The 26,201-nt window shown below is 34.4% G+C and carries 25 protein-coding genes; 3 read left to right on the top strand and 22 right to left on the bottom strand.

The window, feature by feature from the left end; genetic code table 11:
• The first annotated feature begins 30 nt into the window (after nt 1–30).
• Nucleotides 31–1,764, top strand: a complete 1,734-nt coding sequence (locus tag CLCY_RS13350) for an N-acetylmuramoyl-L-alanine amidase family protein (protein ID WP_053083288.1) — start codon at nt 31–33, stop codon at nt 1,762–1,764.
• Between the two features lie 109 nt (nt 1,765–1,873).
• Nucleotides 1,874–2,788, top strand: a complete 915-nt coding sequence (locus CLCY_RS07525; protein WP_048570508.1) for a magnesium transporter CorA family protein — start codon at nt 1,874–1,876, stop codon at nt 2,786–2,788.
• A gap of 57 nt (nt 2,789–2,845) precedes the next feature.
• Here CLCY_RS07525 and mscL read toward each other — a convergent pair whose 3' ends face one another.
• From mscL to CLCY_RS07480, 9 genes are all read right to left on the bottom strand, one after another.
• Entirely contained in the window at nt 2,846–3,280 is a 435-nt protein-coding gene (gene mscL, locus CLCY_RS07520; RefSeq protein ID WP_048570507.1) for a large-conductance mechanosensitive channel protein MscL, read from the bottom strand.
• 78 nt (nt 3,281–3,358) lie between these two features.
• Nucleotides 3,359–4,501 (bottom strand): SEL1-like repeat protein, encoded by a 1,143-nt coding sequence (locus tag CLCY_RS07515; RefSeq protein ID WP_048570506.1) that lies wholly within the window; start codon nt 4,499–4,501, stop codon nt 3,359–3,361.
• A gap of 75 nt (nt 4,502–4,576) precedes the next feature.
• Nucleotides 4,577–5,167, bottom strand: coding sequence for a methyltransferase family protein (locus CLCY_RS07510; protein WP_048570505.1), 591 nt, complete (start codon nt 5,165–5,167; stop codon nt 4,577–4,579).
• A gap of 12 nt (nt 5,168–5,179) precedes the next feature.
• Complete coding sequence (locus tag CLCY_RS07505) at nt 5,180–5,737, bottom strand: HD domain-containing protein (protein WP_200899970.1); 558 nt, start codon at nt 5,735–5,737, stop codon at nt 5,180–5,182.
• A 354-nt stretch (nt 5,738–6,091) separates the two neighbouring features.
• Entirely contained in the window at nt 6,092–7,804 is a 1,713-nt protein-coding gene (locus CLCY_RS07500) for a methyl-accepting chemotaxis protein (RefSeq protein WP_048570504.1), read from the bottom strand.
• A 312-nt stretch (nt 7,805–8,116) separates the two neighbouring features.
• Nucleotides 8,117–9,826 carry a methyl-accepting chemotaxis protein gene (locus CLCY_RS07495; protein WP_048570503.1) on the bottom strand — a complete coding sequence of 570 codons (1,710 nt, stop codon included), beginning with the start codon at nt 9,824–9,826 and terminating at the stop codon, nt 8,117–8,119.
• Nucleotides 9,827–10,066: 240 nt separating this feature from the next.
• Nucleotides 10,067–10,711 carry a precorrin-8X methylmutase gene (locus tag CLCY_RS07490; RefSeq protein ID WP_048570502.1) on the bottom strand — a complete coding sequence of 215 codons (645 nt, stop codon included), beginning with the start codon at nt 10,709–10,711 and terminating at the stop codon, nt 10,067–10,069.
• 11 nt (nt 10,712–10,722) lie between these two features.
• A complete protein-coding gene (locus tag CLCY_RS07485) occupies nt 10,723–11,253 on the bottom strand; it encodes a cob(I)yrinic acid a,c-diamide adenosyltransferase (protein ID WP_048570501.1) in 531 nt (176 codons plus the stop codon).
• Nucleotides 11,253–12,755, bottom strand: a complete 1,503-nt coding sequence (locus CLCY_RS07480) for a cobyric acid synthase (protein WP_048570500.1) — start codon at nt 12,753–12,755, stop codon at nt 11,253–11,255. Before CLCY_RS07480 ends, CLCY_RS07485 begins: the two co-directional genes overlap by 1 nt.
• Before the next feature lie 77 nt (nt 12,756–12,832).
• Between CLCY_RS07480 and CLCY_RS07475 the strand changes: the two genes are divergently transcribed.
• Nucleotides 12,833–13,117, top strand: a complete 285-nt coding sequence (locus tag CLCY_RS07475; protein ID WP_048570499.1) for a hypothetical protein — start codon at nt 12,833–12,835, stop codon at nt 13,115–13,117.
• A 31-nt stretch (nt 13,118–13,148) separates the two neighbouring features.
• Here CLCY_RS07475 and CLCY_RS07470 read toward each other — a convergent pair whose 3' ends face one another.
• Genes CLCY_RS07470 through cobI form a run of 13 tightly spaced genes read right to left on the bottom strand, consistent with a single transcriptional unit; the run spans nt 13,149 to nt 26,199 of the window.
• Nucleotides 13,149–14,507, bottom strand: coding sequence for a cobyrinic acid a,c-diamide synthase CobB (locus CLCY_RS07470; RefSeq protein WP_048570498.1), 1,359 nt, complete (start codon nt 14,505–14,507; stop codon nt 13,149–13,151).
• On the bottom strand, nt 14,497–15,702 hold the full coding sequence (gene cbiE / locus CLCY_RS07465; RefSeq protein ID WP_048570497.1) for a precorrin-6y C5,15-methyltransferase (decarboxylating) subunit CbiE: 1,206 nt from the start codon (nt 15,700–15,702) through the stop codon (nt 14,497–14,499). The genes CLCY_RS07470 and cbiE overlap by 11 nt, the downstream gene beginning before the upstream one ends.
• Nucleotides 15,703–15,705: 3 nt before the next feature.
• On the bottom strand, nt 15,706–16,068 hold the full coding sequence (locus CLCY_RS07460) for a sirohydrochlorin chelatase (RefSeq protein WP_048570496.1): 363 nt from the start codon (nt 16,066–16,068) through the stop codon (nt 15,706–15,708).
• Nucleotide 16,069: 1 nt separating this feature from the next.
• A complete protein-coding gene (hemL, locus tag CLCY_RS07455) occupies nt 16,070–17,356 on the bottom strand; it encodes a glutamate-1-semialdehyde 2,1-aminomutase (protein WP_048570495.1) in 1,287 nt (428 codons plus the stop codon).
• On the bottom strand, nt 17,356–18,339 hold the full coding sequence (gene hemB / locus CLCY_RS07450) for a porphobilinogen synthase (RefSeq protein WP_048570494.1): 984 nt from the start codon (nt 18,337–18,339) through the stop codon (nt 17,356–17,358). The genes hemL and hemB overlap by 1 nt, the downstream gene beginning before the upstream one ends.
• Nucleotide 18,340: 1 nt before the next feature.
• Nucleotides 18,341–19,819: a uroporphyrinogen-III C-methyltransferase gene (cobA, locus tag CLCY_RS07445; protein WP_048570493.1), complete on the bottom strand. Its 1,479-nt coding sequence runs from the start codon at nt 19,817–19,819 to the stop codon at nt 18,341–18,343.
• A gap of 2 nt (nt 19,820–19,821) precedes the next feature.
• A complete protein-coding gene (hemC, locus tag CLCY_RS07440; protein WP_048570492.1) occupies nt 19,822–20,706 on the bottom strand; it encodes a hydroxymethylbilane synthase in 885 nt (294 codons plus the stop codon).
• Nucleotides 20,707–20,724: 18 nt separating this feature from the next.
• Nucleotides 20,725–21,942 carry a precorrin-6A reductase gene (cobK, locus tag CLCY_RS07435; protein ID WP_048570491.1) on the bottom strand — a complete coding sequence of 406 codons (1,218 nt, stop codon included), beginning with the start codon at nt 21,940–21,942 and terminating at the stop codon, nt 20,725–20,727.
• A complete protein-coding gene (gene cobJ / locus CLCY_RS07430) occupies nt 21,935–22,663 on the bottom strand; it encodes a precorrin-3B C(17)-methyltransferase (RefSeq protein ID WP_048570490.1) in 729 nt (242 codons plus the stop codon). The genes cobK and cobJ overlap by 8 nt, the downstream gene beginning before the upstream one ends.
• Nucleotides 22,663–23,709: a glutamyl-tRNA reductase gene (gene hemA / locus CLCY_RS07425; RefSeq protein ID WP_048570489.1), complete on the bottom strand. Its 1,047-nt coding sequence runs from the start codon at nt 23,707–23,709 to the stop codon at nt 22,663–22,665. The genes cobJ and hemA overlap by 1 nt, the downstream gene beginning before the upstream one ends.
• The gene (locus tag CLCY_RS07420; RefSeq protein WP_048570488.1) at nt 23,699–24,739 is read right to left on the bottom strand and encodes a cobalt-precorrin 5A hydrolase; all 1,041 of its coding nucleotides are present in this window, start codon (nt 24,737–24,739) and stop codon (nt 23,699–23,701) included. The genes hemA and CLCY_RS07420 overlap by 11 nt, the downstream gene beginning before the upstream one ends.
• On the bottom strand, nt 24,740–25,495 hold the full coding sequence (cobM, locus tag CLCY_RS07415) for a precorrin-4 C(11)-methyltransferase (RefSeq protein ID WP_048570487.1): 756 nt from the start codon (nt 25,493–25,495) through the stop codon (nt 24,740–24,742).
• A 5-nt stretch (nt 25,496–25,500) separates the two neighbouring features.
• Nucleotides 25,501–26,199, bottom strand: coding sequence for a precorrin-2 C(20)-methyltransferase (gene cobI / locus CLCY_RS07410; RefSeq protein ID WP_048570486.1), 699 nt, complete (start codon nt 26,197–26,199; stop codon nt 25,501–25,503).
• Nucleotides 26,200–26,201 lie beyond the last annotated feature (2 nt).

Genomic DNA, 26,201 nt, shown 5'->3' with positions numbered 1-26,201 from the left:
TTATAATTTAAATAACTAAGGTAATATAATATGGATTTTTATGGTATCATGTATATATCACTTAACATTATTTGTAAATTTAAATTAAAAGGGGTGTGCAAAATTAAAAGAGTTAGAACAAAAATCATAATACCATTTGTCTTACTATTTACTTTTGTATTAAATGTTTTAGGACTAGTAAATCCGGCTCAAGATGTACATGCAGCATCATATCCTAAAATAACAGGAGCTCAAATAGTAGACAAGTCTCCTAGAGTAGGTTTATATCCAACTCTTAAGTTAACTTCTAAGGGATATTCTTCTGTACAGTATAGCGTTTATAAATATATTCCAGCTAAGAAAACTTGGCAAAATGTATCTGGAGGATATACTAAGGCTGTATCAGGTACTAAACCTTACTCAATTAAACTAAAAACTCCACTACACCAAGGTGATAATATTTTCAGTGTATGGGTAAAAAGGGCAGGAAAAAAGCCTCTTAATAAGGGGGGCTATGACAGTGCCTTAAGCTATAAAGTTAAAGTAGCTGATAATAATTTCATTCCTAAGGTTACAAGTGTAAGTATAGACAAAAAAGAAATTAAACTAGGACAAATACCTTCAGTAACAGTAAAGTCAAGCGGAAATGTAAAGGTACAATATAAGGTGCTTTTATACTCAGAAAGTAAAGAAGTATTCGAGGATGTTTCAAATGGATATACAAAGGGTACAGAACCAAGTAAGCCTACAACTATAAAAACAACCTCTCCACTTAAGCCAGGTAAAAATACATTTAGAGTATGGATTAAAAAAGATGGACTTCCACCAATGACTTCAAGTGGCTATGATTCATCTACGAATTACATAGTTGATGTACCTGTTGATAAAAATGCATCTAAGATTTTAGATGTAAAAGCTGAGGGAGATAAATTTACCATAGGATCTAAGGCAAAGATAAGTATTAAAGGCGAATCAGGAGATGGAAGCAATATAAGCTACAAGGCCTTCTTGTACTCAAAGAATAAGGATAAGTGGATTGATGCCTCTAATTATATAAATGATATAAAAAGTGGCGAGGTGACTACACTTGAGCTTAATACTCCACTTGAAGAGGGTAAAAACAAGGTTCTTATTTGGTCTAAAAGGTCCAGTGTAAAAAATGATGTATACGAAGACTTTAAGAAACTAGAGATAAATGCAACAAAACCAGAACCTGTTAAAAAGAAAATAGTTATAGACCCAGGTCATGGTGGAAAAGACCCAGGTAGCTTATCCTCAAGCGGTACTAATGAAAGAGATATAGTTTTAAGTGTTGCTTTAAAGCTTGGACCTATCTTAGAATCAAATGGATATGAAATTCTTTACACAAGGGATGATAATGAAAATGTTAACTGGAATAGCTTAAACAAAAATGAGTCATTAAGGTATAGGGCAAACCTTGCAAATACAAATGGTGCTGATATTTTTGTTTCAATTCATTGCAATAGTACCGATGGTGTTCCTGGAAGTGGAACAGAAACTTTTTATAGCACAAAAAAATCAAGTAAAGATAAGGAACTTGCAACCTTAATACAAAAAGAATTAGTTAAATCTATAGGGCTACGTGATAGGGGTGCAAAACCTAATGACTTAGCAGTACTTGATAATACGACTATGCCAGCTGCATTAGTAGAACTTGCTTTTATTAATAATCCAAATGAAGAAGCCAAGTTAAAGGATGAAGACTTTCAGCTTAAGGCTGCAAATGGTATAGCAAATGGAATAATTAAGTTCTTTTCTAAATAAAAGAGTTTTTAAGCTACCAACTATTCGTTGGTAGCTTTTTAGTTTTAACATTTAGGAATAAATGTAGTATATTTAAAAAGTACTATAAAATACAAAGGAGGTAGAAAAATTGCTTTATAAGATTAATGGCTCTAGTTCTGAAGCAATAGAATTAAACCAATTTAAGGATAAGGATTCTAATTACATTGGTGTATTTACAACTAAAAAACTAGAAAAGGTATTTCAAAAGTTTTCTATAAGGAAAAGTATAATAGATGAGTTTAAAGTATCAAAACAGGGAAAGTTTGAAAGTCATGAGGGATTTGACTTAATTTTTCTTAATGTAATAAATAAAAATGATGTTACCATCTTTAAGAATAGAATACTTATTTATTTAGATAAGGGAAAGATGTTGCTGTTTTGTGATGATGAGAAGATTCTAGGAATTATTACTGAATATATTACTGAATCCGATGAAGAAATCACACTTGAAAAAACACTATACTATATACTTAAGCAGCTTACCCTTTATGATTCTGATATACTAGGTGACATTGAAGAAAGAATATCTTCTCTAGAGGATGAGTTACTAGAAGGCGGTTCAGAGGATTATATTAAGGAAATCATAGTTATACGTAGAAAAATTATGATTCTAAAAAGCTACTATGAGCAGTTTTATACAGTGCTAGATGGACTACAAGAAAACGAAAATAACCTTCTAAGTAAGAATATTTTAAGGTACTTTAAGATTTTTTCTAATCGTATTGATAGGTTAAGCCAGAAGACCCTTAACTTAAGGGAGTACATAACTCAGGTAAGGGAAGCTTACCAAGCACAGGTAGATATTAGCCTAAATAAAATTATGAAGATATTCACTGTTATTACAGCTATATTCCTACCACTAAGCCTAATTGCTGCATGGTATGGAATGAACTTAAAAATGCCAGAGTTTAATTGGGTGTATGGATATCCATTTGTTATAATTTTAAGCCTTGTGGTAGTTGGAGTTTCCATTATCTACTTTAAAAAGCAAAAGTGGTTCTAAACAATAGTTTAATATAAGAAAATGCTACCAACTATTAATACGGTCGGTAGCATTAATTTACTTATTATTTTCTTGATTCTTTAAAAGGTCCCTAATCTCCACTAAAAGGTCTTCAACCTTATCAGTTTTACCTCCATTATTCGCTGTCATATTCTCAATACAATCTCTTTCCATTATCTTATTAGTTATATAAACAAATAAGAAAATACAAAATGATACAACTAAAAAATCAACTACATTTTGAATGAATCTTCCGTACATAATAGCAGACTCAGGCTTTACTAGCGAGCCATTAATCCCATATAAAGCTGGACTTAAAACAAACTTTAAATCCTTAAAATCTACACCTGCTGTAATATAACCAAAAACAGGCATAAAAAGGTCATTAACAAGTGAAGTTACAATCTTTCCAAATGCTCCACCTATAATAACCCCTATAGCTAAACTAATAACATTATCTTTAAATGCAAACTTCTTAAATTCTCTCCACATAAATAACTCTCCTAAGTACTAATTACTTGCTAAAAACTTAATACTATTATTTGCATTTTAATAATTTTAATACATACTCTATATATCTTCTACTGCCATTCTATATATGTACTTTGTACCTTCAACAATACCCTTTAAAAACCATCTAAATGACTCTTTATCATTTGCCTTTACGCCTTGTCCATCCATATACATAAGAGATAACTTAAACATAGCCTCTGGTTCTCCATTTCTTGCTGCCTCACTAAACATATCAAAGGCTTTTTTGTAGTCTAGTCTCACACCTTCTCCCCTATAGTACATATCTGCCAGTCTAACTGTAGCCTCTGGACTTCCATTTTCTATTGAAAGTTCATACCACTTTTGTGACTCTTTATAGTCTAACTTTACTCCTTTTCCATCATGATACATAGCGGCTATGCTATTCATAGCATCTACATACCCTTCCTCTGCGGCCTTCCTATACCACTTAAATGCTTCTTTTAAGTTAACATCTACGCCTTTTCCGAATTCATAAATAACTCCTAAGTTGTATATAGCATCTGAGCTTCCTTCCTCCGCTGCCTTCCTATACCACTTAAGCGCCTCTGCATAGTTTTTCTTTACACCTTCTCCCTTTTCGTACATTATTCCTATTGCATATGTAGCATCTGGGTCACCTGCTTGTGAAGCTCTTTTATACCACTTTAAAGCTTCTTGATAGTCTTTTTTTATACCATCCCCCTGTTCATAGGTATATGCTATACTATACATAGAATCAATACTTCCCATGCCGGCAGCCTTTTTATACCATTTAAGTGCCTCCTCCATGTTTCTCTTATCTCCTTCAGCACTATCATATATCATACCTATATTATATGTAGCCTCTGCATGTCCCTTATCTGAGGCCATTTTATACCACTTAATAGCTTCATCAAGGTCAATCTCTACCCCTTCGCCGTAATTATACATCCATCCTATACTATTCATAGAATCAGGGTCGCCATCTGCAGCTCCTTTTTTATATAAATCAAAAATCTCCTTGTCACTTAATTCACTTTCTTCAGCAATTTCTTCCTCAATTAACTGTTCTTCTGTTTCATTAGTAGCTACATATCTAGTGTCACTAAAACTATAATTCACTCCACTAGATGCAGTTAATATATCCGAAACCTTATGCTGCTTAATCCATTGAATGTTATCTATACTCGCTTCCTGTTTATCTATCATATCTATATGCATTTTCTCTAATTCCCCTTTGTACTCTTTTCTTATGTAAAACCAAATCTTACACCTAAGTTTAATTTCTACTTAAAACTAAAACATAAAATATCTATTTGTGCTCCTTTTATATCTTTCATATTCATCTCCAAATACAGTAGGCAAATACTTTTCCTCTTCTAAGATTTGAAGATGAAGTGTTATTACTGCTATTAATGAGATTATTACGTTAAATATATTTGAAAAAGATAGTGCTATACCTATGTATAAAAGATCAAATCCCACAAAAGCAGGATTCCTACTTAGCTTATAAACACCACTACTTATTAACTTAGTTGTTTGTGTATTATCTATACCTGCCCTCCAGCTGTCCCTCATAACTATAAGTGCCATAATGAAAAATACTACTCCACTAAAGGCAATAAAAATACCTAAAGCTCTAATATAACTAGAGTTTATCATAATTACTAAATACCTTTGAAAAATTATACTACAAAGCTGAATTGCAGCAGTTAAGTATGTCACTATAATTAAACATAATTCAATATAAAATGTCTTAGCTTTCTTGTCTCCCTTAGCTAATCTATTAGTTGATATACCTTTTCTTCTTAGCATAACTTGCTTTATAAAGTATGCTAAATAAAATATAAATATTGATCCTAAGGCCCCTATTTGAAAAAGGTCCATTATCATCTCCCCTTACTCCTCTATCTCAGTAATGTACTCACATCTACTACACTTAACATGAAGCTCTTGATTTCCTTCTATGGAGTAATTATTCCTAGATGCACATCTTGGACATACAACATCAAAGTCTTCCTTATGATCTGAGTTTAGATATATCATGTATTTTACATACTTATTAACCCTTTTTAAATCCTCATCTGTGCATTCTCTATTAAGTCTTGAAATATCTAAGTTATGCTTATAATCTGCTATCTTCACCTTTCTAGCTAGCTTATTATTCTTAATAAGCTCTATGTACTCTTCATATCTTTGTCCCTTTTTCTTACTTATAGTATCTACAGCTTCAACTATATCCTTATCAAAGATAGCATATAAATCTTCCTTTGTAACATCAGTATCCTCAATTATATCATGAAGAATAGCTACTATCTTTTCATCTATTGTCCTTACACTATTCATTACTGCTAGAGGGTGAAGAATATATGGGCTTCCCCCTTTATCCTTTTGTCCCCTGTGTTTCGTACTCGCTATATTTATTGCTTCATAAAGCATTTCTTCCTTACCTAACATTTTTATCCTCCTATTCTTTACACTCATTTATAGTAGACTTTACTAAAAGTATAATAGAAATATAAACCACAAATGCTACTATTCCTACAACATACAAAATACTCTCAACATCATTATAAATATTTAAGTTAAATGGGTATATGACAAAAGTAACAATTGTAACAACCAAATACATATACCATATGCCTTTAGCCCTTTTTTTAATATCATCTAAGAATTTCTTCTATCTAACTTCATATGCGCCTCCTTTTACAAAATTTGTTATCTAATTATAACATTATATATAAAGCGTTTCCTATTAATTACACCCTATAACTATAAAAGCTACCAGCATTTCTGCTGGTAGCTTTTACTTTATACTTTAAATCTTAAAATCATCTCACTTAAGTTATGTGCAAGTTCTGCTTGTCCCTGGGCTGTTGATGCAACCTGCTCTATCGCAGTGGTTGATTCATCAATACCCTCTTGAATTTCCCCTAGATTCTCTGATGACCTTTGAGTCATTTCAGCTAGATTTTGTATAGCATCACTTACCTGATTTATAGTTGCTGAAATCTCTTCACTCATTGCAGCAAGGTCCTCACTCATGCTACTTACAAAATCACCGTCACTTTCATATTTGTCCCCAAGGCTTACGAATTTTTCAAATTGCGGACTTACCTTATCACTCATAAATTTTAGAAGATCATTACTATTATTAGATAGGCTTCTAAAGGCTTCTTGGACTTCCTCTATAGTTGACTTTACATTTACAACCTCCGCCGCTGACTGTTCTGCAAGCTTTTTAACCTCATTTGCAACAACCGCAAAGCCACGCCCACTCTCCCCTGCTCTTGCGGCTTCAATTGCTGCGTTAAGGGCCAATAGGTTAATCTGCTCAGATACAGAAGCTATAGTGTCCGCCATACTTCTTATCTCCTCAACTACTTTTCCTCTTTCAATATCCTTTAGGATTTCCTTTTCTACTTCTATATAAACATTATTCGCGTCTTTAAAAGCCTCTTCACTGTCCTTTTTCGTTTTATATGCTCTTTCTTTTATATCTATTGAATTACTACTTCCATCTGTAGCCTTTCCTGCAAGTACAGTTACACTTGAGTCTACTTCCTCTGTAGAGGCTGCTATTTGCTGTGCTGCACTACTTGTTTCTTGGACTACATTATTTATTTCTACTGTTCTTTCATTGATTATGTGAAACTTTGAAGCCATTTCCTGAATTGTTGCTGATAATTCTTCACTTGATGATGCTATGCTTTCTGTACTTAAAGCTATGTTTTTCACTAGACTTGATACATTTTCCTGTGCTTTATTTAATGCACTAGCTACTTCTCCAAACTCATCTTTATTATCAACCTCTATTGGTATCGAAAAGTCATAAACTGCTAACCTATTAGCAAGTTCCTTAGTTCTTCCTAATGGTTTTGTTATGTTTTTCATTGAACTATAGGCAAGTATAGCTGATGCTATTATTGCCATTATAATAGATGCTATAACAAGCTTACTTGAAGTGTTAAATGTGGCTGCACTATTTTCCATTGAAATTTTTGCCCAGTTATCATTGGTGTCCCTTATCCCGTCTATTATTTTCTCCATATTCATTTGAGCATCTATTATAGATGGAAATCTACTACTAGCTTCCTTTATGTTAAGACTTGCTGCATACCCCATATACTCATCAACAGATGCTCTATATGTTTTTAAATTCTCTTCGAAGTTTGCAATAAGAGCCTTATCCTCTTCTCCTGTTATGGAGGTTTTATATCTTTCTAACTGCTCATTATTTTGCGACCTTAATCTCTCAATTTCACTTCTATATCCATTTATTTTTCCTACATCTGTAGCTGTATTAATTAAGGCTAGATTATATTTAATCTCTGAAAAGTTCTTATCTATTATAGATATGGATGATATTCCAACTGTATTATCCTTATATAATCTTTTAACAAAATTGTTTGTTTTATTTATGTTATACATACCTTGTATCCCTGTAAATAGCAATAGTAGTATTATAATACTAAAGCTAAGTATTAACTTCGTCGACACTTTTAAATTCCTAAAAACATTCATAATATTCCCCCCTAAACTCCCACTTAACATCCCCTTAAAATTCTCTACATAGAAACCTTTACTATGAGAACCTCCTTACATTCTTTATATTTTATTTATAATCTCTAAGTTTTCACATAGCATTATATACAGGTAATTACCACAATATTCCTATTAAACTTAGGGATTATATGATTTTATTCATATATTAGTAATAACAAAAGGGACTACCTGCAAAACAACTTTTAAAATCATTTTGAGACAGTCCCTTATTTTTATATATTATGATTCAGATGATATTAATTTCTCATATTGCAACTTCAGGGAATCTACTTATACCTTAAATCTTGAAATCATATCACTTAGATTTTGTGCAAGCTCTGCTTGTCCCTGTGCTGCTAATGCAACCTGTTCCATAGCAGTATTTGACTCATTAATACCTTCTTGTATTTCCCCTATGTTTTCAGATGACTTTAGTGTGGATTCAGCAAGACTTTGAATGGCATCACTTACTTGATTTATAGTTGCTGAAATCTCCTGACTCATTGCAGCTAAATCCTCACTCATACTACTTATAAATTCTCCATCATTTTCATATCTCTCTCCAACACTTGTGAATTTTTCAAATTCTGGGGCAACCTTTTCATTCATAAATCCTAATAGTTCATTACTATTACTTGATAAACTTCTAAATGCTTCTTGAACTTCTTCTATAGTTGACTTAACACTTATAACCTCTTCTGCTGACTGTTCAGCAAGTTTTCTAACCTCATCTGCAACAACTGCAAATCCACGTCCAGACTCTCCAGCTCTTGCAGCTTCGATTGCTGCATTAAGTGCCAATAGATTTATTTGATCTGAAATAGAAGCTATAGTATCAGCCATACTCCTTATTTCCTCTACTACTTTTCCTCTTTCAATATCATTTTTAATATTTTTTTCTACCTCAGTATAAAGTTTACTTGTATTTTCATAGGCTTTTTCACTATCTATTTTAGTTTTATATGCTCTTTCCTTTATTTCAACTGAATTACTACTTCCATCTGTTGCTTTACCTGCAAGTATAGATACACTTGAATCCACTTCCTCTGACGAAGCTGCTATTTGCTGTGCTGAACTGCTAGTTTCCTGTACTATATTACTAATTTCCACTGTTCTCTCGTTTATAAGCTGGAACTTTGAAGCCATTTCTTCTACAGTAGCTGAAAGCTCCTCACTTGATGATGCTATGCTTTCTGTACTTGTTGCTATACTTCTTACTAAGTTAGATACATTTTCCTGTGCCCTATTTAATGCGGATGCCACTTCTCCAAATTCATCCTGCTTATTTATATCTAGGGGAACAGAGAAATCATATTCTGATAACCTATTTGCGAATTTCTTTGTTTTGTTTAAGGGATTCGTTATATTTCTTATAGATGCAAAGGCTCTTATAGCGGATATTATAATAGCAATAATAATAAATCCTACAATAAACTTAAATGTTCCACTAAAGGTTTCTGCACTAGTTTCCATTGTGTTTTTAGCCCATTTTTCATTTGTCTCTCTTATGTTTTCTATTACTTTTCCTATCTTTTCCTGTTCTTCTTTTACAGGTTGAAATTTACTTTCATTTATAGTGCTAGCAAGGGCTGCATATTCTATATACTTATCAACCTCACCTCTATATATTTTAAGTCTATCTTCAAAGTTAGCTAAAAGAGCTTTATCCTCTTCCCCTGTTATTGAGGATTTGTATCTTTCTAATTGTTCATTATTTTCAGCTCTAAAGTCCTGTATTTGTTTCTTATAGGTGCTAATCTTATTTTGATCAGTTGTTACACTCATTAAGTTTAGGATGTTTTCAACCTTTGAAAAGTTTTTATCGATTATAGATATAGATGCTATCCCTTGAGTGTTTTCATTATATAGTTTTTTAATTCCATTATTCATTTGATTTATACTATAGATTCCGTTTATTCCAATGAGTATCAATAAACCTATTATCAAAGTAAAGTCTATTATTAATTTAGTTGATACCTTTAAGTTTTTGAAAAAATTCATATTATTCCCCCTTAAGCTCTACTTTTTAATTATTTTCTTTTAATAATTCTGCTTATTAAATTGCTAAAGAGTTTTCATGATATTATATACATGTACTATTAAGGATATTACAACTAACTACTATAAATAATAGTTCGATATCATTCTATAGGTTCCTTCCATTTATTTTAATAATATTAAAACTTAACCTAAATAAAAAAAGGTACTATATAGCTTCATCTATGTAGTACCTTAAATATATTATTCTCTTTCTCCCTCACTTGCCATATAAAGAAGTGCATTGCAAATAGCTGCTGCTATATTGCTACCACCTTTTCTTCCTCTTGCTACTATTGAGGTTACATTAGATTCTATTATAAGTTCCTTAGATTCAACAACGTTAACGAAGCCTACTGGAACTCCAATTACAAGCTCTGGTTTTAACAGTCCACTTTCTATCATTTCATATAGCTTAATTAGTGCTGTTGGAGCATTACCTATAGCAAATATTAATGGCCTATCTATTTTAGATGCTCTTTCCATACTAACAATAGCACGGGTAACCCCTCTCTCCTTAGCTTCCTTGGCTACATCATCGTCGCACATAAAACAAATAACTTCACCGCCGAACTTCGCCACAACCTTTTTGTTAACTCCTGCTTTAACCATTTGAGTATCTGTAATAATCGTAGCTCCATTTTTTATAGCAGTTATAGCCTTATCTACTGCACCTTCAGAAAAGTATAGATTATTTACATACTCAAAGTCAGCTGCGGTATGTATAGCTCTTTTAATTATTGGCTCATGTTTTGGGTCAAGCTTAACCTCCCCTAGCTCATCTGTTATTATTTCAAAACTTCTTTTCTCTATATCCATTGGAAGAATATTTTCGATTTCTATCTTCATTTATAATTCACCTATCTTTCTATTCCAACTCTTGCACTAATTCCCATGTCAAATGGATGCTTAATCTTCTTTATCTCAGATATATAGTCTGCTCTATCTGTAAGATTAGCATCTGGCCCTCTTCCTGTTAGTACTACTTCTAAGGTACTTGGCTTACGGTCTAAAAACTCTAATAGCATATCCTTGTCTACTAAATTCCTGTTATATGCACCTATTACCTCATCGAGAACTAACATATCACACTGTAGTGACATTGCAATTTCTATAGCTCTTTTAAGATTATTGTTATGAATTTCAGTTGATAGTCTCTTTTCTTCATCTGTCATAGAAAATGAAAATACATTTCCCTGCTTTCCCCTTAAAATAGTTAAGTTATCTAAATAACTTAATATATTCAGTTCACTTGTAGGTGAGTTTTTAAGAAACTGAAGAAAGACTACCTTCATACCAGAGCCTAGTGCTCTTATGATTAATCCAATTGATGCTGTTGTTTTTCCTTTTCCATCTCCACAGTAAATGTGAACAAGCCCCTGTCTTTCCATTACATCCCCTCATCTAGAATCTTATAAATGTACTCCATATCAAGGCTTTCTCTAACGTAGTCAGCAAGTAGGTCATACTGCTTTTCCTTATATTCCTTAATATCTATTGAATCAACTTCACTATAATCAAGGCCCTTATTCCTAAATAAACAAATTGCTATAGCCTTTGTTACCTCTTCCTTATCAAATATCCCGTGAACATAGCTTCCATATATATTATCCTTAAAGTTACCTTCCTCAGCTTCATTGTCCCTTTGTCTAATTGTTGTTAAATGCAACGCATCACCTAATGGATAGGATTTTCCCATATGGATTTCATAACCTTCAAATGCTACTCCAGCAAGACCTTCAAGGGGACCTGTTACCTTATTAAACTCTCCATTTACCTGTGTTCTTGTTTTGCTTTGCTCAAACACTGTTCTTATAGGTAAAAGCCCCATTCCCTTCATCTCTCCACCATCTTCAACACCATGTGGGTCAGAAAGCACTTCACCTAGCATTTGATAGCCACCGCATACCCCGAAAACAACCTTTCCACTTGATGCATGCTTTAGTATCGCTGCTTCAAGACCACTTTGACGAAGCCATAATAAATCTCCCATTGTATTCTTTGTTCCTGGGATTATTATCATGTCAGGGTTTTTAAGTTCACGGGTACTTTTTACGTAACGCAAATTAACACCTGGAATATACTCAAGTGGAGTAAAATCTGTGAAGTTAGATATTCTAGGAAGACGAATTACCGCTATGTCTACAAGGCCCTTTATATCACTTCTGTGAAATCTATCAGATAAACTGTCCTCATCATCAATGTCTACATTCATGTATGGAATAGTTCCAGCTACCTTAACCTTAGTTATGTTCTCTATCATATCAAGCCCTGGCTGAAGTATAGCTTTATCTCCTCTGAACTTATTAACTATGATTCCCTTAACCATGTTTCTTTCGTCCTCTTCAAGAAGCATTAGAGTTCCAGCAAGTGATGCAAAAACTCCTCCACGATCAATATCTCCAACTAAAAGTACAGGGGCCTTAGCTAGCTTTGCCATACCCATATTAACGATGTCTTCACTTTTTAGGTTTATCTCAGCTGGACTTCCTGCCCCCTCAAGTACTATAATGTCATACTCATTATCTAGTTTTTCATATGCCTTCATTATATGGGGAATAAGTTCCTTCTTTTTCTTAAAGTAATCTACTGCACTCATATTTCCTAGAACTTCACCGTTAACTATTACCTGTGATCCTGTATCGTTTGTAGGCTTTAAAAGAATTGGGTTCATAAGTACAGATGGTTCAATCCCTGCAGCTTCAGCTTGAACAACTTGAGCTCTACCCATTTCAAGGCCTTCACTTGTTATATATGAATTAAGCGCCATGTTTTGAGACTTAAATGGTGCTACCTTATATCCATCTTGCTTAAATATTCTACATAATGCAGCTGCTACAATGCTTTTTCCTGCATTAGACATTGTACCTTGAATCATTATTGATTTAGCCATTATTTTCTCCTTATTTGTAACTTTCATAAGATTTTTTGGTTTATAATAAATATAGACTTAAATTTTTGGAGGATGTTATGAGTATTTTTGAAGCATTAATGTTAATCTGTTTTGGTGCAGCTTGGCCACCATCAATATATAAATCACTTACCTCAAAAAGTACTTCAGGTAAAAGCCTAACCTTCCTAATCATTGTAATGTTAGGCTATATATGTGGTATATTAAACAAAATCTTCTATCACTTTGACTATGTAATCTTTCTTTACATACTTAACCTAATCATGGTGTTTGCAGATTCTTGTATATACCTTAGAAATAAGAAGCTTGAAAAAGCTACTTCAAGTAAAACTGAAAGTATCTAAAACTTAAGCACATGGCTTTCCATGTGCTTATTTAGTTGTATTCTATACACTTTTTTAAGAAGTTATATGGAAAATTAATATTAGAGTAATAATGCATATGAGGATATCCTGCAATAACATTATCCCTATAATTTATACAGCTCCAGCTTCTTTTTCTAAGAGGTTTTGTAGCATTAAAGCTTTCTCCATTTTCAGTTGAATCCCAATAGTGAAACTCATGGGCATTTATAGTATCTCCCTTACTACAAAGCATGTTATCTTCATTTGCAGTTAGTGTTACATATCCGAATCTTGAAAGCTTTCCTGTACTTGAGCTTTTCATAGGGATGTAATCAACCATACTGTACTCTTGTCCAGCTTTATCAACTATGCTACTTCCTAGATACATAAAGCCGCCACACTCAGCAAGGGTTGGAAGTCCCATCTTTAACTTCTCTCTTATATCATTTAGTAATGATTTATTTTGAGACAGGTGACTTGCAAAGACTTCTGGATATCCCCCGCCTATTATAAGTCCATTAATACCTTTTGGTAAATGAGAGTCCTTAAGTGGACTAAACTCAACAAGCTCAGCTCCCATTTCAAGAAGTAAATCTAGATTATCACTATAGTAAAAGCAAAATGCCTTATCTCTAGCCAATGCAATTCTTGCCCCCTTAAGTTTTGGAACACTTAGGGAAGTATACTCTATATCAGTAGCCCTACTTGCCATTTCAATTATAGAATCTACATCAATTGTCTTTTCAAGAATACTTGCAATATAGCTTATCTTTTCCTCTATCCCTGCTATCTCACTTGGAGTAACAAGACCTAGGTGACGACTTTCTAGGTTAAATCCTTCGTCTTTAGGAGCATATCCAAGCACTTTAACTTGAAGTTCAACTTCTATTAACTCCTTTATGTCAGGATATAACATAGGGGATATGTTATTAAGGATTACTCCCTCGATGTTACTATCATCTCTATACTCTATAAAACCCTTAATCTCTGGTATTATAGATGTTGATTTACCCTTAGCATTTATAACAAGTATAGTTGGGGTTTTTGTAACCCTTGATAAATCATAGGAGCTAGCACTTAGGCTTTTTCCTGCTATTCCATCATAATAGCCCATAACCCCTTCGATTACTGATACATCACTATTAGCTGAATTCTTAGCTAATAGATACTTTACTGTATCCTCATTATTTAGAAATAGGTCTAAGTTTCTAGAATCTATGTCTAGAGCTTTTTTATGAAACATAGGGTCTATATAATCTGGCCCACACTTAAATGATGTAATATTTAAACCTCTGTCTTTAAGAAGCTTAAGAACTCCACATACAACTGTTGTCTTTCCGCTTCCACTTGATGGAGCTGCAATCATTATTCTAGGTATTCTACTTTTCATCTACACTACCATCTCCACTAAATATATAAATAGGGTTTTGACCTATCATCATGTTGTAGTTTGCAACGCTTCTTGCCTTAGAGATATTAACTTGAACTATTTCAGAGTTTTTAATATTGAACTTTTTAAAGCATTCAATAGTCTGTGCCACAGTTTCCAGGGCAATTGCAGTTACAACTATTCGAACCCTAGGATTTTTCTTAAGACAAAGCTCTATTATCTCATCTAACTTCTTTCCTGAGCCACCTATAAATACCTTATCAGGTGCAGGTAAATCAAGGAGTGAGTCTGGGGCAAGTCCCTCTATTGCTTTTAGGTTATATGCATTGAACTTTTCCCTATTTTCATTAATAAGTTCTATCCCCTTAGGATTTCTCTCAATCGCATAAACTTCACTTGCTGCAAGTGCCATTTCAATTGATACTGAACCTGTTCCAGCTCCAACGTCATAGGCTATGTCATTTTCTTGAAGTCTAAGCTTAGACATTACTATACTTCGAACCTCTGACTTTGTCATTGGAACATCTCCTCTAGCAAACTCTTCATCTGCTATACCAAATGAATTAAACTTATTAATAGGACTTTTATTCTCAACTAGCATTACACTTAAGTCGTCAAATTCAAGTCCTTGAAGCCTACTTGGTATACCTGTTGTTATTTTTTCATTGTCATAGGATAGATTTTCTCCAACACTTACAACTATATTATCAAGACCTGCATCTACAAAGGACTTACATATACTATTAACCTTATTTTTGCCACCTGTTAATATAAATGTTTTAGCATTTTTCATAATACTTGCTATAATGCTCTCATCTCTTCCATGAAGACTGATTATCTTCATATCATCCCAGTTTGCCTTAAGCTTCGATGCAAAATACACTATAGAGCTTATTCCTGGAATAAGCTCTACATCATAACCCTCAAGTTCTAGTAGTAATTTCTTTGTAGCACTAAAGAATCCAACATCACCTGATACTATAATTGAAACCTTTTTAGCTTCTTTATTATTCTCAAGTATGCCCTTTATTTCTTTACTTAAATAGGAATTAATCTTAGGAGTTTCAAGGTAACTAAATGCTTCAAGCATTCTGCTAGCTCCAATTAGTAGGTCACTTGACTCAACTACCTTTAAAGCTTCACCTGTCATTAAATCTTTATTTCCTGTTCCTATTCCTACAATGTATATCTTCATAAACTATAGAATCTCTCTAACTCTATCTGCAACTATCATAGCAAGACGCTTGTCACTTCCTAGAGTATCTCCAAATGTTATACTTACATCTGCATGATTCTTCTTAAATTCTTCAAGCTCTGCTGGAATATCTTCTTTAATATGTACTCCTTGGAATAGGAAGTATGGTATAACCTTTATATCCTTTGCTCCCTTAGAAATTAGGATCTCTAGCCCCTTTTCTAGGTTAACATCACAAAACTGTAGGTAAGCACATTCAACAAGTTCTAGTCCTAGTTGGTTCTTTACCTCAGATGTTATCTTTTCCATTGTTATCATTGTATCTTCTTCACGGCTACCGTGTGCTAATAATAGTACTCCTGTCATCTTACATATCTCCTTTAGTAAAGTATTCTTCTATGCATTCTAATGTAAAGTCTATATCCTTTTCTGTATGTGCATTTGATATAAACATAGCTTCAAATTGTGCAGGTGCTAGATATATTCCCTTGTTTAACATAAAGTTAAAGTACTTAGCATATGCTGCTGTATCTGATGTTTTAGCACCATTATAGTCTTCTATTTTTTCTGGGCTAAAGAAGAAACAACATAAAGATTCAAGGTTATTAACGCTGCACTTTAAGTTATGCTTCTTTATTATATCTTCTATTCCAGTAGCTAATCTGTTTCCAAGACTTCTTATATGCTCATATATCTTAGGGTTGTCTCTAAGAGTTCTTAGTTGAGTAATACCAGCTGCCATTGCTATTGGGTTACCACTTAGTGTCCCAGCTTGATATACCTTTCCTAGTGGAGCTACGTTTTCCATTATTTCTCTCTTTCCACCATATGCTCCAACAGGCATTCCGCCACCTATAATCTTACCGAATATAGTTAGATCCGGCTTTACGTTAAAATATCCTTGAGCTCCATCTATTCCTAGTCTAAATCCAGTTATAACCTCATCAAATATAAGTAGTGCACCGTTTTCAGTGCATATATCACGAAGCTTTTGTAGGAAATTATCCTTAGGTAGTACAACTCCCATGTTAGCAACAACAGGCTCTATAATTATAGCTGCAATCTCGCCTTTGTTTTCTTCAAATAGTCTCTCAACACTATTAATATCATTGTATATAGCAGTTAATGTATCCTTTGCACATCCTTCTGGTACCCCTGCACTATCAGGAACTCCTGTTGTTAGTGCCCCTGAACCTGCCTTTACAAGCATTGAATCGCTATGTCCGTGGTAACATCCTTCAAACTTAATTATCTTGTCTCTTCCTGTATGACCTCTCGCTACTCTAAGGGCACTCATAACAGCCTCTGTTCCTGAGTTAACCATTCTAACTAGTTCAACTGAAGGAACAACTTCACATATAAGCTTTGCCATTTCAACTTCTATCTTTGTTGCTGCACCAAAGCTTAATCCACTTGCTGCTGCATCGATTACTGCCTCTCGAACATCTGGGTGATTATGTCCTAGAATCATTGGTCCCCATGAACCTATAAAATCAAGATATTTGTTTCCGTCTTCATCAATTAGATATGCTCCATCTGCACTTTTCATAAATCTTGGAGTACTTCCAACTGATCTAAATGCTCTAACTGGGCTGTTAACCCCTCCTGGTATATACTTTTGTGCCTCTATATTTAAGTTTTCTGAAATTGTCATTAGCCTATTCTCCCTTCGTCAATGTATTTTGCAAGTTCCTTTGCATAGTATGTCATTAGAATATTTGCCCCTGCTCTAAAAATGCTTGTTGCACTTTCACATACAATTGACATTTCATCTATATATCCAGCCTTAGCCGCTGCCTTAATCATAGAGTATTCTCCACTAACGCTATATGCAGCAACTGGAACATTAAAGTTACTTGATACTTCATTAATAACATCTAGGTATGATAGTGCAGGCTTAACCATTATAATGTCTGCTCCTTGATTTATATCAAGTGCTGCTTGTTTTAAGCCTTCCTTCTTGTTATGGTAGTCCATTTGATATGTTTTTCTATCACCAAATGATGGAGCTGACCCTGCAGCTTCACGGAATGGTCCGTAGAAAGCTGATGCATACTTAACTGAGTATGACATTATAGGAGTTCCATGGAATCCATTTTTATCAAGCTCATGTCTTATAGCTCCTATTCTTCCGTCCATCATATCAGATGGTGCAACCATATCTGCACCTGCCTCTACATGTGAAAGAGCTGTTTTCGCAAGTAGTGGTAGAGTTGTATCGTTATCAATTCTATGTCCATTTAGCATTCCACAGTGACCATGTGATGTATATTCACAAAGGCATACATCTGTGATGTAGAAAAGGTTCGGATACTTTTCCTTAGCATATCTTAGTGCTTTTTGGATGATTCCATCCTCAGCGTATGCACCACTTCCAACTTCATCCTTATGCTCTGGTATTCCAAATAATAAAACCTTATTAACTCCGCTTTTTGAAATATCCTCAAGGGCATGACCTAGCATGTCTATGCTATATCTTTTTTGTCCCTCCATTGAAGATATATCCTCTATAATTCCCTTGCCCTCTTTAATGAAAATTGGGTATATTAATGATGATTTTGATATTCTAGTTTCTCTAACCATGTCCCTTAGAATATCACGATCTCTAAGTCTTCTTGGTCTATTTATTAAATCCATTTTAATTACCTCTCAATTCAATCAAAAGTTCAACCATGGAATCAAGTGTAGCCCTCTTTGCTACAAAGGTTTCCATAGAGTACTTCTTAGCTTCTCCTTCAGTACTCTCTCCTATACATATAGCCTTTAGCCTCGAATAGTCTGTCTTAACTGAATTTACAAAGCCCTTAACTGTACTAGCACTTGTAAATGCTACATAATCAAAGTCTTCTATATTATCAACCTCAGTTTCCTTAATAATCGTCTCATATATAGGAATGTCTCTGTAATCTATGTTAGCTTTCTTAAACTCTTCTACAATATCAAGTGTACCGTCCTTTGCCCTTGGAATCATAACCTTCTCGCCATTTACCTTAGGTGATAGTTCTATAGCTAGTACCTTTCCATTAAACATTGACGGAATAAAGTCCACTATAATTCCTCTATCCTCAATGGCCTTGGCTGTTGCACTTCCTACAGCTGCAAACTTAACTCCAAGTAGGCTTCTAATATCTATAGAATTCACTTTAAGAGACTCAAAGAATACATTAACTCCAGTTGGACTTGTAAACACAATCCATCCATAGTCCTTTATATTTTTAATTTCCCCTAAAAGAAGACTATTATCCTCTATAGCCTTAGTTTCTATAGTAGGAAGTTCTATAACCTCTGCACCATTATCATAAAGCTTCTTAGAAAGTCTAGATGCAAGGCTCTTAGGTCTAGTAACTAGTACCTTAGTACCTGCTAGAGGTCTTTTCTCTGCCCAGCTAAACTTATCTGAAAGCTGAGCAACCTTTCCTACTATTATAAGACCTGGGGTTTTTATCTTTGCATCCCTTGCCTCACTTGATAAATACTCAACAGTTGAAACAACCTTTCTTTGTCTTGATGTTGTTCCACTTTCTATTATTGCAGCAGGTGTAGTTTTATCCATTCCTGCATCAATTAGTCCCTTACATATAACTTCAAGTGAGGAAACACCCATTAAAAATACCAGTGTCCCATTTAACTTAACAAGTGATTCAAAGTCAATGCTAGGAGCACTTTCCTTTTTAGTATGCCCAGTTATAATATGTAGCGATGAGGTAAAGTCTCTATGGGTTACTGGGATTCCTGCATATGCTGGAACTGATATAGCTGAAGTTATACCTGGTACTATCTCAAACTCAATTCCATGTTCAACTAGAAGTTCAAGTTCCTCTCCACCTCTACCAAATAGAAATGGGTCTCCCCCTTTAAGCCTTGCTACATTCTTTCCTTTAAGTGCTTCTTCAAGTAATATTTCGTTTATTCTGTCTTGAGGCACTGGATGATTTCCCGATGTCTTTCCTACATATATAAGCTCTGTCTCATTTGGAATAAGGCTTAATATCCCTCCACCAACTAACTTATCATATACAACAACATCTGCCTTCTCTAATACTTCACGTCCCTTTAAGGTGAATAATCCTACATCAGATGGTCCTGCTCCAACAAGCCATACCTTTCCTTTTCCCATGACTATCCCTCTTTTCTAAGCTTAAGTGCAAGCTCTTCCCCAAGTTTAATACCATCTTTCACATCGCCTACTGTTTCACCTATTGTGTACTGCTCAGTTTCCTCATTATAATAAAGCCCCCTTAGCTTTATTTCATTTCCATGAACAATAGCATATGCTGCAACTGGAGAACTACATCCTCCATTAAGTGTTCTTACAAAGCTTCTTTCAGCATCTGATGTGTAGTTTGCTATTTTGTTATTTACATTTTCAAGGAATGAATAATCCTCTCCCGCTCTTCCTTGAACAGCAAGTACTCCTTGACCTGCAGGTGGTATAACTTCATCTGTTGAAAAGAATCTACCAATTCTATGTTCAAGTCCTAATCTTTTAATTCCCGCTGCTGCAAGAACAATAGCTGAAAACTGACCAGAGTCAAGCTTTGAAAGGCGTGTTTGAAGATTTCCTCTTATCCAATCAACCCCTACATCTGGGTAAAGGTTTCTAAGTAGAAGTTTTCTTCTAAAGCTAGAAGTTCCAATACACTTACTCTTATCTAATTCCTCTTCTCCAAAGGGATATATAAGAACGTCCCTTGGGTCTTCTCTTTCAGATAGGGCAACAAGTGGAAGCTGCCCTGGAGTTTCCATTGGCATATCCTTTAGACTATGAACAGATAAATCTATTCTTCCCTCCATTAATGCCATATCAAGTTCCTTGACAAATAGACCCTTTCCCCCTACCTTATCAAGGGTTCTGTCTAGTATCTTGTCACCTGTTGTTTTCATTGTTATAAGTTCTAGTTCAATATCAGGATTGTGTCTCTTAATTGAATCCATTACTATTCTTGTTTGAAGAACCGCTAATTTACTTTCACGACTTCCAACTACTATCTTTCTTCTAGCCATAGAAAAATCACCCCTTCACTAATTAAATATATCTCGAACAATCCGCGTTACCTTTTTTGCTTCACTGTGGTTTAATCCACTTGCAGTTACACCAACTACAACATTATCTTTAATTACAACTCCAGGAAAATAGAAACTACATTCTTCCTTCTTATCTCCTATATTGCATAGAATATTTAGCTCTGTGCATTCACTATATATTCTATGGTTTACTTCCCTATTGTCTGTTAGGGCAAGTACTATATCTGAACCCTTGCAATCACCTTCATTGTAGGTTTCAAGAGTTAACTTTATCTTACCTTCAATTTCTAAAGTCTTTATCTCATCAAGCACTTTAGGTGCTATAACCTCTACTTTGCAGTTAAAGTTAAGTAGGGTTTTTATACGTCTAAGAGCTATATTTCCCCCTCCAAAAACCTTAACCAATTTATCTTCTAAATCAACGAATAGTGGAAAATATCTTTTAATATCCTCTTTCTTGTAATCAAGCTTTAAGTGGCTTAGTATTCTTTGTTCAATTTCCTCTAAGCTATAGCCAATCTCCTTAAGGGGTCTACCTATAACTATTAATTGTGCCATTGACTTTAATGCTGCATCTACCTTCTCCTGGAATCCACCAACATCGCCTGATTCCTTAGTCACCATATACTTTGCATTAATCTGAGCTAAGATTGCAGAATTAAGCTCCAAAGTAAATGGCCCCTGCATAGCTATTATGTTTTTAGCCTTAAGCCCTATGCTATAGCATTTTTCCATAACATCTACAGTTGGAAGAACCCTTGCAAAAACTCTAGTTTCATAATTATTAACCTTTATAAATTCATGAAGGTCACGACTTCCTGTAGTAAGCAGAATGTTTCCATCTACAGTATTTAGGTAATCTATAGCTTCATCTATGCTTTTTACATATATACAGCTAGCTACCTTTTCTTCCTTCCTTAGAAGTCTTATATACTCTACATTAGATTCCTTAGATGCAGCTAATATATTCTCTGTAACTTCACTTGCATAGGGGTGGGTGGCATCTATAACTAAGTTAAATCCACTACCTATAAGTTTTGCCATTTCTTCTCTAGTTAGTCTATTAACTAGGCACTTTATATTATCCCCTTTAGGAAGTACATCACGTCCAGTTTCAGTTGCAACTGAGACAGTAATATCTATATTGTACCTAGAGAGTCTTTCTGTAAGAATTCTCCCCTCGGTAGTTCCACCAAAAATGAGGATTTTATACATCCTTATAACCCCTTGGAGTTACCATTTTTCCAGAAATAACCTTAGTCTTTGAATTACCTATGAAAACAGTTGTAAACATATCTACTTCAGTGTTTCTAAGTTCCTTAAGCGTCATAACCTTGTACTCTTCACCTTCGCGGCCTATGTTTCTAACTATTCCACATGGAGTATTAGCACTTCTATAGCGTACGATTATGTCACATGCCTTCATAAGGTAATCAAAACGCTTTTTACTTGATGGGTTATATAAACAAATAACGAAGTCAGCCATTGCTGCAGCTTCTAATCTTTTCTTAATTAGTTCAAGTGGAGTTAAAAGATCACTTAAACTAATTACTGCAAAGTCATGAATAAGTGGCGCTCCAAGTATAGCTGCACCACTACATGCTGCTGTTATACCACTTATAACCTCTATTTCAACTGGATCATACTGCTGTGATACTTCATATATAAGTCCTGCCATTCCATATACTCCAGCATCTCCACTACAAACCATAGAAACAGTTTTTCCCTTTACCGCTTCCTCAAGTGCCATATGACATCTATCAACTTCCCTTTTCATAGGAGTTGTAAGTAGTGTCTTGTGTGAAAATTTATCCTTTATAAGGTCTATATAAACGCTGTATCCAGCTATAACGTCACTTTCCTCCATAGCGGCCATTGCCCTTGGTGTTATCTCGTTGAACCCTCCTGGTCCTAGTCCTACAACATATACTTTCATTAGTTCACCTCTGATTTCTTTTTCATTTCGAATTTGACTCTTCTTATTTCTCTATTGTAATAAAACTCTTTAAATTCATTTATATATTTATTAAGTATTGACTCTACTTTAATTATCTGAGCCTCAAGAACCTCATTTGTACTATTTTCATTTTCGCTTAGTGAATCTATATCATAAAGCTCTACGCCTTCTAAGTCCTTTATTTTAGTGTCTATATCACGTGGTATTGCAAGGTCTATAAACAGCCTTTTTCTATCATCAATTACTGCCTTTACATCATCATAGATTAAAGTATAATGTGGACTTAAAGTACCACTTATAACTACATCTGATTCGTTGACATAATCTATTCTGTCATCATATTGAATAATTCTACACCCTTCGGGTACTTGAACTACCCCCCTTTTATACTGGCGAAGAGTCATAGAAACACTGCAACCTGCATCTACTAATGTCTTTGCTGTAAGTCTTCCTACTTCGCCATTGCCTATAACTAGGCATTTAACTTCTTTAAGTGAAGTGTATTTAACTTTAAGTAAGTCTAAAACCTTAGTTGCAACCGAAGTATCAACAGGTGTTAGTCTAACATTTGTCTTTACCCTCTTTGCTGAGGTTATTGCCATTTGAAATAACTTTTCTAAAACAGTGTCTATTGTTCCCTCTTCCCTTGAAATTGATGCACTTTCTTTAACCTGAGTTAAAATCTGATCCTCTCCTATTATCTTTGACTTTAACCCACATGAAAGTTCAAATAGATGTTTTACTGCTTCATTTCCGTGTCTCACAGTAAAGAATTCTCTATAAAGTGATTCATCCATATCATAGATTTCTCCTATTACTTTATAAATGTCCTCATCATCACCTAAAAATTTACTAAACCATATTTCTGTACGGTTACAAGTTGATATAATTACACATCCGCTAACAGGGAATTTATTTCTTATGTCATTTAATGCAAGTACTACCTTTGATTTGGTAAATGCAAACTTCTCTCTAAATTCTATACTAGCCTTGCTGTGGTCAATTCCTATCATACTAACCTTCAAAATCAGCACCCCATTTCTTAACTGCTACTGCTAGTGTAACAGAATTTCTACATGTCTTCCTAATAATTAAACTACCATTGTCACTCCCAAGCACCGCTGCTCTTTCACATACATTATCTACCCCAGTAATGCTTTTAACAAAGCCAGACCTCGTAAAATCTCCTTTTGCCTCATTAAGCTCATCAGGTGTAAATGTTATAAAGTTTAAGTTGTACTTAGTACAAAAATCAACTAATCCCTTTTCATCTGCTTTAATGTTAATTGATGAAACATTTCTAACACCTTTAAGTGATATATTATTTTCCTTAAGAGTCTTAAGTACTAACTCCTCAATGTTTTCAAGTGGAGTATTCCTTCTACATCCTATTCCAAGGGACACTATCCTTGGAATAAGAGATAGTGTTCTCTTATATGGCTTTTTCATATCATCTAGTGTAATTGCAATCCCAATATCACTTGAAGTGGTTAGCTTTAAGTCACTATGGATATTAGAGTCTATACTAAAGTCACATAGTAATCCTATTTTCTCATTTTCAAGTACCCTAGATGAAACCTCCTTTGCAATAGCCATATCACTTATGTATAGGTCATTTGCCTTAGCAAAGGTATCAACTGAAAACCTATTATTAATATCCGTTGCAGTAGATATTATAGCCTCTCCCCCTGTTATAGTAGCTATTGTAGTAGCTAGGGAATTAGCTCCCCCTATATGTCCAGAAAGTAGTGATATAACATGTCTTCCTAGTTCATCTACTACTATAACAGCAGGGTCCTTTGTTTTATCCTTTATAAAAGGTGCAATGGACCTTACTGCTATACCACAGGCACCTACAAATACAATAGCATTCCTTGATGCAAACATATCCTCTGTCCAAGCTTTAAGTCCACTACTTATAGTATTTAAATCATATTCCTTAGAGAATTTCTCCAGTGTGTAGCCTTCTACATCGTTACTTGAAGCTAACTTTAAGCTAATACTTTTAGTTAGCTTTGCTCCATTTCTAGTAAAGGATACTACTGCTATTTTCATTTACTTACTCGCCTCTCTAAACTCATGTGTAAAGCTTGGGTCATATAGCTTTGATAGCTCATATTCGTTTCCAAGAAAGTCACCAACTATTATTAAAGCTGTTTTAGTAATATTGTTTTCACGAGCAACCTCTGGCAGTGTATCAACTGTACATATGAACTTTTTCTCATCATCCCAAGTAGCCTTATAAACAATAGCCGCTGGTGTATCCTTTCTGTATCCTCCAACTAAAAGTCTTTCACGAAGAGCTTCAAGCATTCCTGTACTTAGGAATATAACCATTGTAGCATTGTGACTAGCAAGTAGAGCTATTTCCTCTTTTTCAGGTACTGGAGTTCTTCCTGCCATACGAGTTATAATAACTGTTTGTGACACATTTGGAAGTGTGTACTCCTTTTTAAGAGTTGCAGCTGCACCGAAAAACGAGCTAACACCTGGAGTCACATTGTACTCTATATTAAGTGTATCTAGTCTATCCATTTGCTCTCTAATTGCACCATATATACTAGGGTCCCCTGTATGAAGTCTTACGACCATTTCACCATTATCTGTTGACTCCTTCATAACATCTATAACTTCATCAAGGGTCATCTTAGCACTATTATAAACCCTGCAGCTTTCCTTCTTATATGTTAAAAGCTCAGGGTTCACAAGTGAACCTGCATATATTATTACATCAGCTGCCTCAAGTAAAGTTTTTCCTCTAACTGTAATTAAATCCACTGCTCCTGGACCTGCACCAACAAAATGTATCATATTCCCTACTCCTTATCCTTTACAACTATTATAGAAAAATAGCTTGAACTTTCATCTACATCATCAAGGCTATCAAAAACAGCCTCTCCATCCATTGTACATCTTTGAACCATTTTAGCATTTTCATATAGTCCCTTTTCCTTAAGAGACTCCTTAACCTTATTTATCGATCTTCCCGTTTTCATAAGAACCTTAGTCCCCTTAAAGTCTAGTCCTTCACTTGCACCTTTATATGATGCAGGTATTATGTGAAGTGGCTCTGCCCCTTCAACAAGACCTTCGTTTAATCTTGCTGCTACTGCACAAAATGAAGGAACCCCAGGGATTATTTCAGCACTATAGCCCTTACTTAACACGCGTTTGTGAATATAGATATATGTAGAATATATACACGGATCTCCTAGTGTTAGAAATGCTATATTCTTTCCCTTTTTAATTAAATCTATTAGTATATTTGCCCCTGCCTCATGACTAGCATTTAGAATATCCTTATCTCTAGTCATTGGCATATCTATCTCAACTATTTCCTTACATTCTATATCATTAACTGCACCTTTAGCGATGCTAAATGCAACCTTTTCACTTTCCCCTGATCTTGGAACTGCGATTATATCACATTTTCTTATAGTATTTACTGCCTTTAAGGTTATAAGCTCTGGGTCCCCAGGGCCTACCCCTACTCCATAAAGTTTCCCATTTTCCATAA

The sequence above is a fragment of the Clostridium cylindrosporum DSM 605 genome (genome assembly GCF_001047375.1).
GTDB lineage: Bacteria > Bacillota > Clostridia > Clostridiales > Caloramatoraceae > Clostridium_AB > Clostridium_AB cylindrosporum.
Note: the sequence above shows the minus strand (reverse complement) of the source record. Positions and strands in the feature narration are given on the sequence as shown.

Excerpts from the sequence above, each read along its gene's own strand:
- hemC (WP_048570492.1), bottom strand. The coding sequence starts at position 20,706 with ATGGCTAGAAGAAAGATAGTAGTTGGAAGTCGTGAAAGTAAATTAGCG.
- CLCY_RS07475 (WP_048570499.1), top strand. The coding sequence starts at position 12,833 with ATGAGTATTTTTGAAGCATTAATGTTAATCTGTTTTGGTGCAGCTTGG.
- CLCY_RS07500 (WP_048570504.1), bottom strand. The coding sequence starts at position 7,804 with ATGAATGTTTTTAGGAATTTAAAAGTGTCGACGAAGTTAATACTTAGC.
- CLCY_RS07485 (WP_048570501.1), bottom strand. The coding sequence starts at position 11,253 with ATGGAAAGACAGGGGCTTGTTCACATTTACTGTGGAGATGGAAAAGGA.
- CLCY_RS07490 (WP_048570502.1), bottom strand. The coding sequence starts at position 10,711 with ATGAAGATAGAAATCGAAAATATTCTTCCAATGGATATAGAGAAAAGA.
- cobI (WP_048570486.1), bottom strand. The coding sequence starts at position 26,199 with ATGGAAAATGGGAAACTTTATGGAGTAGGGGTAGGCCCTGGGGACCCA.
- CLCY_RS07515 (WP_048570506.1), bottom strand. The coding sequence starts at position 4,501 with ATGCATATAGATATGATAGATAAACAGGAAGCGAGTATAGATAACATT.
- CLCY_RS13350 (WP_053083288.1), top strand. The coding sequence starts at position 31 with ATGGATTTTTATGGTATCATGTATATATCACTTAACATTATTTGTAAA.
- cobM (WP_048570487.1), bottom strand. The coding sequence starts at position 25,495 with ATGATACATTTTGTTGGTGCAGGTCCAGGAGCAGTGGATTTAATTACA.
- CLCY_RS07470 (WP_048570498.1), bottom strand. The coding sequence starts at position 14,507 with ATGAAAAGTAGAATACCTAGAATAATGATTGCAGCTCCATCAAGTGGA.
- cbiE (WP_048570497.1), bottom strand. The coding sequence starts at position 15,702 with ATGAAGATATACATTGTAGGAATAGGAACAGGAAATAAAGATTTAATG.
- CLCY_RS07420 (WP_048570488.1), bottom strand. The coding sequence starts at position 24,739 with ATGAAAATAGCAGTAGTATCCTTTACTAGAAATGGAGCAAAGCTAACT.
- CLCY_RS07460 (WP_048570496.1), bottom strand. The coding sequence starts at position 16,068 with ATGACAGGAGTACTATTATTAGCACACGGTAGCCGTGAAGAAGATACA.
- CLCY_RS07510 (WP_048570505.1), bottom strand. The coding sequence starts at position 5,167 with ATGGACCTTTTTCAAATAGGGGCCTTAGGATCAATATTTATATTTTAT.
- cobA (WP_048570493.1), bottom strand. The coding sequence starts at position 19,819 with ATGGGAAAAGGAAAGGTATGGCTTGTTGGAGCAGGACCATCTGATGTA.
- CLCY_RS07495 (WP_048570503.1), bottom strand. The coding sequence starts at position 9,826 with ATGAATTTTTTCAAAAACTTAAAGGTATCAACTAAATTAATAATAGAC.
- cobK (WP_048570491.1), bottom strand. The coding sequence starts at position 21,942 with ATGTATAAAATCCTCATTTTTGGTGGAACTACCGAGGGGAGAATTCTT.
- hemB (WP_048570494.1), bottom strand. The coding sequence starts at position 18,339 with ATGGATTTAATAAATAGACCAAGAAGACTTAGAGATCGTGATATTCTA.
- CLCY_RS07505 (WP_200899970.1), bottom strand. The coding sequence starts at position 5,737 with ATGTTAGGTAAGGAAGAAATGCTTTATGAAGCAATAAATATAGCGAGT.
- CLCY_RS07480 (WP_048570500.1), bottom strand. The coding sequence starts at position 12,755 with ATGGCTAAATCAATAATGATTCAAGGTACAATGTCTAATGCAGGAAAA.
- mscL (WP_048570507.1), bottom strand. The coding sequence starts at position 3,280 with ATGTGGAGAGAATTTAAGAAGTTTGCATTTAAAGATAATGTTATTAGT.
- cobJ (WP_048570490.1), bottom strand. The coding sequence starts at position 22,663 with ATGAAAGTATATGTTGTAGGACTAGGACCAGGAGGGTTCAACGAGATA.
- hemL (WP_048570495.1), bottom strand. The coding sequence starts at position 17,356 with ATGACAATTTCAGAAAACTTAAATATAGAGGCACAAAAGTATATACCA.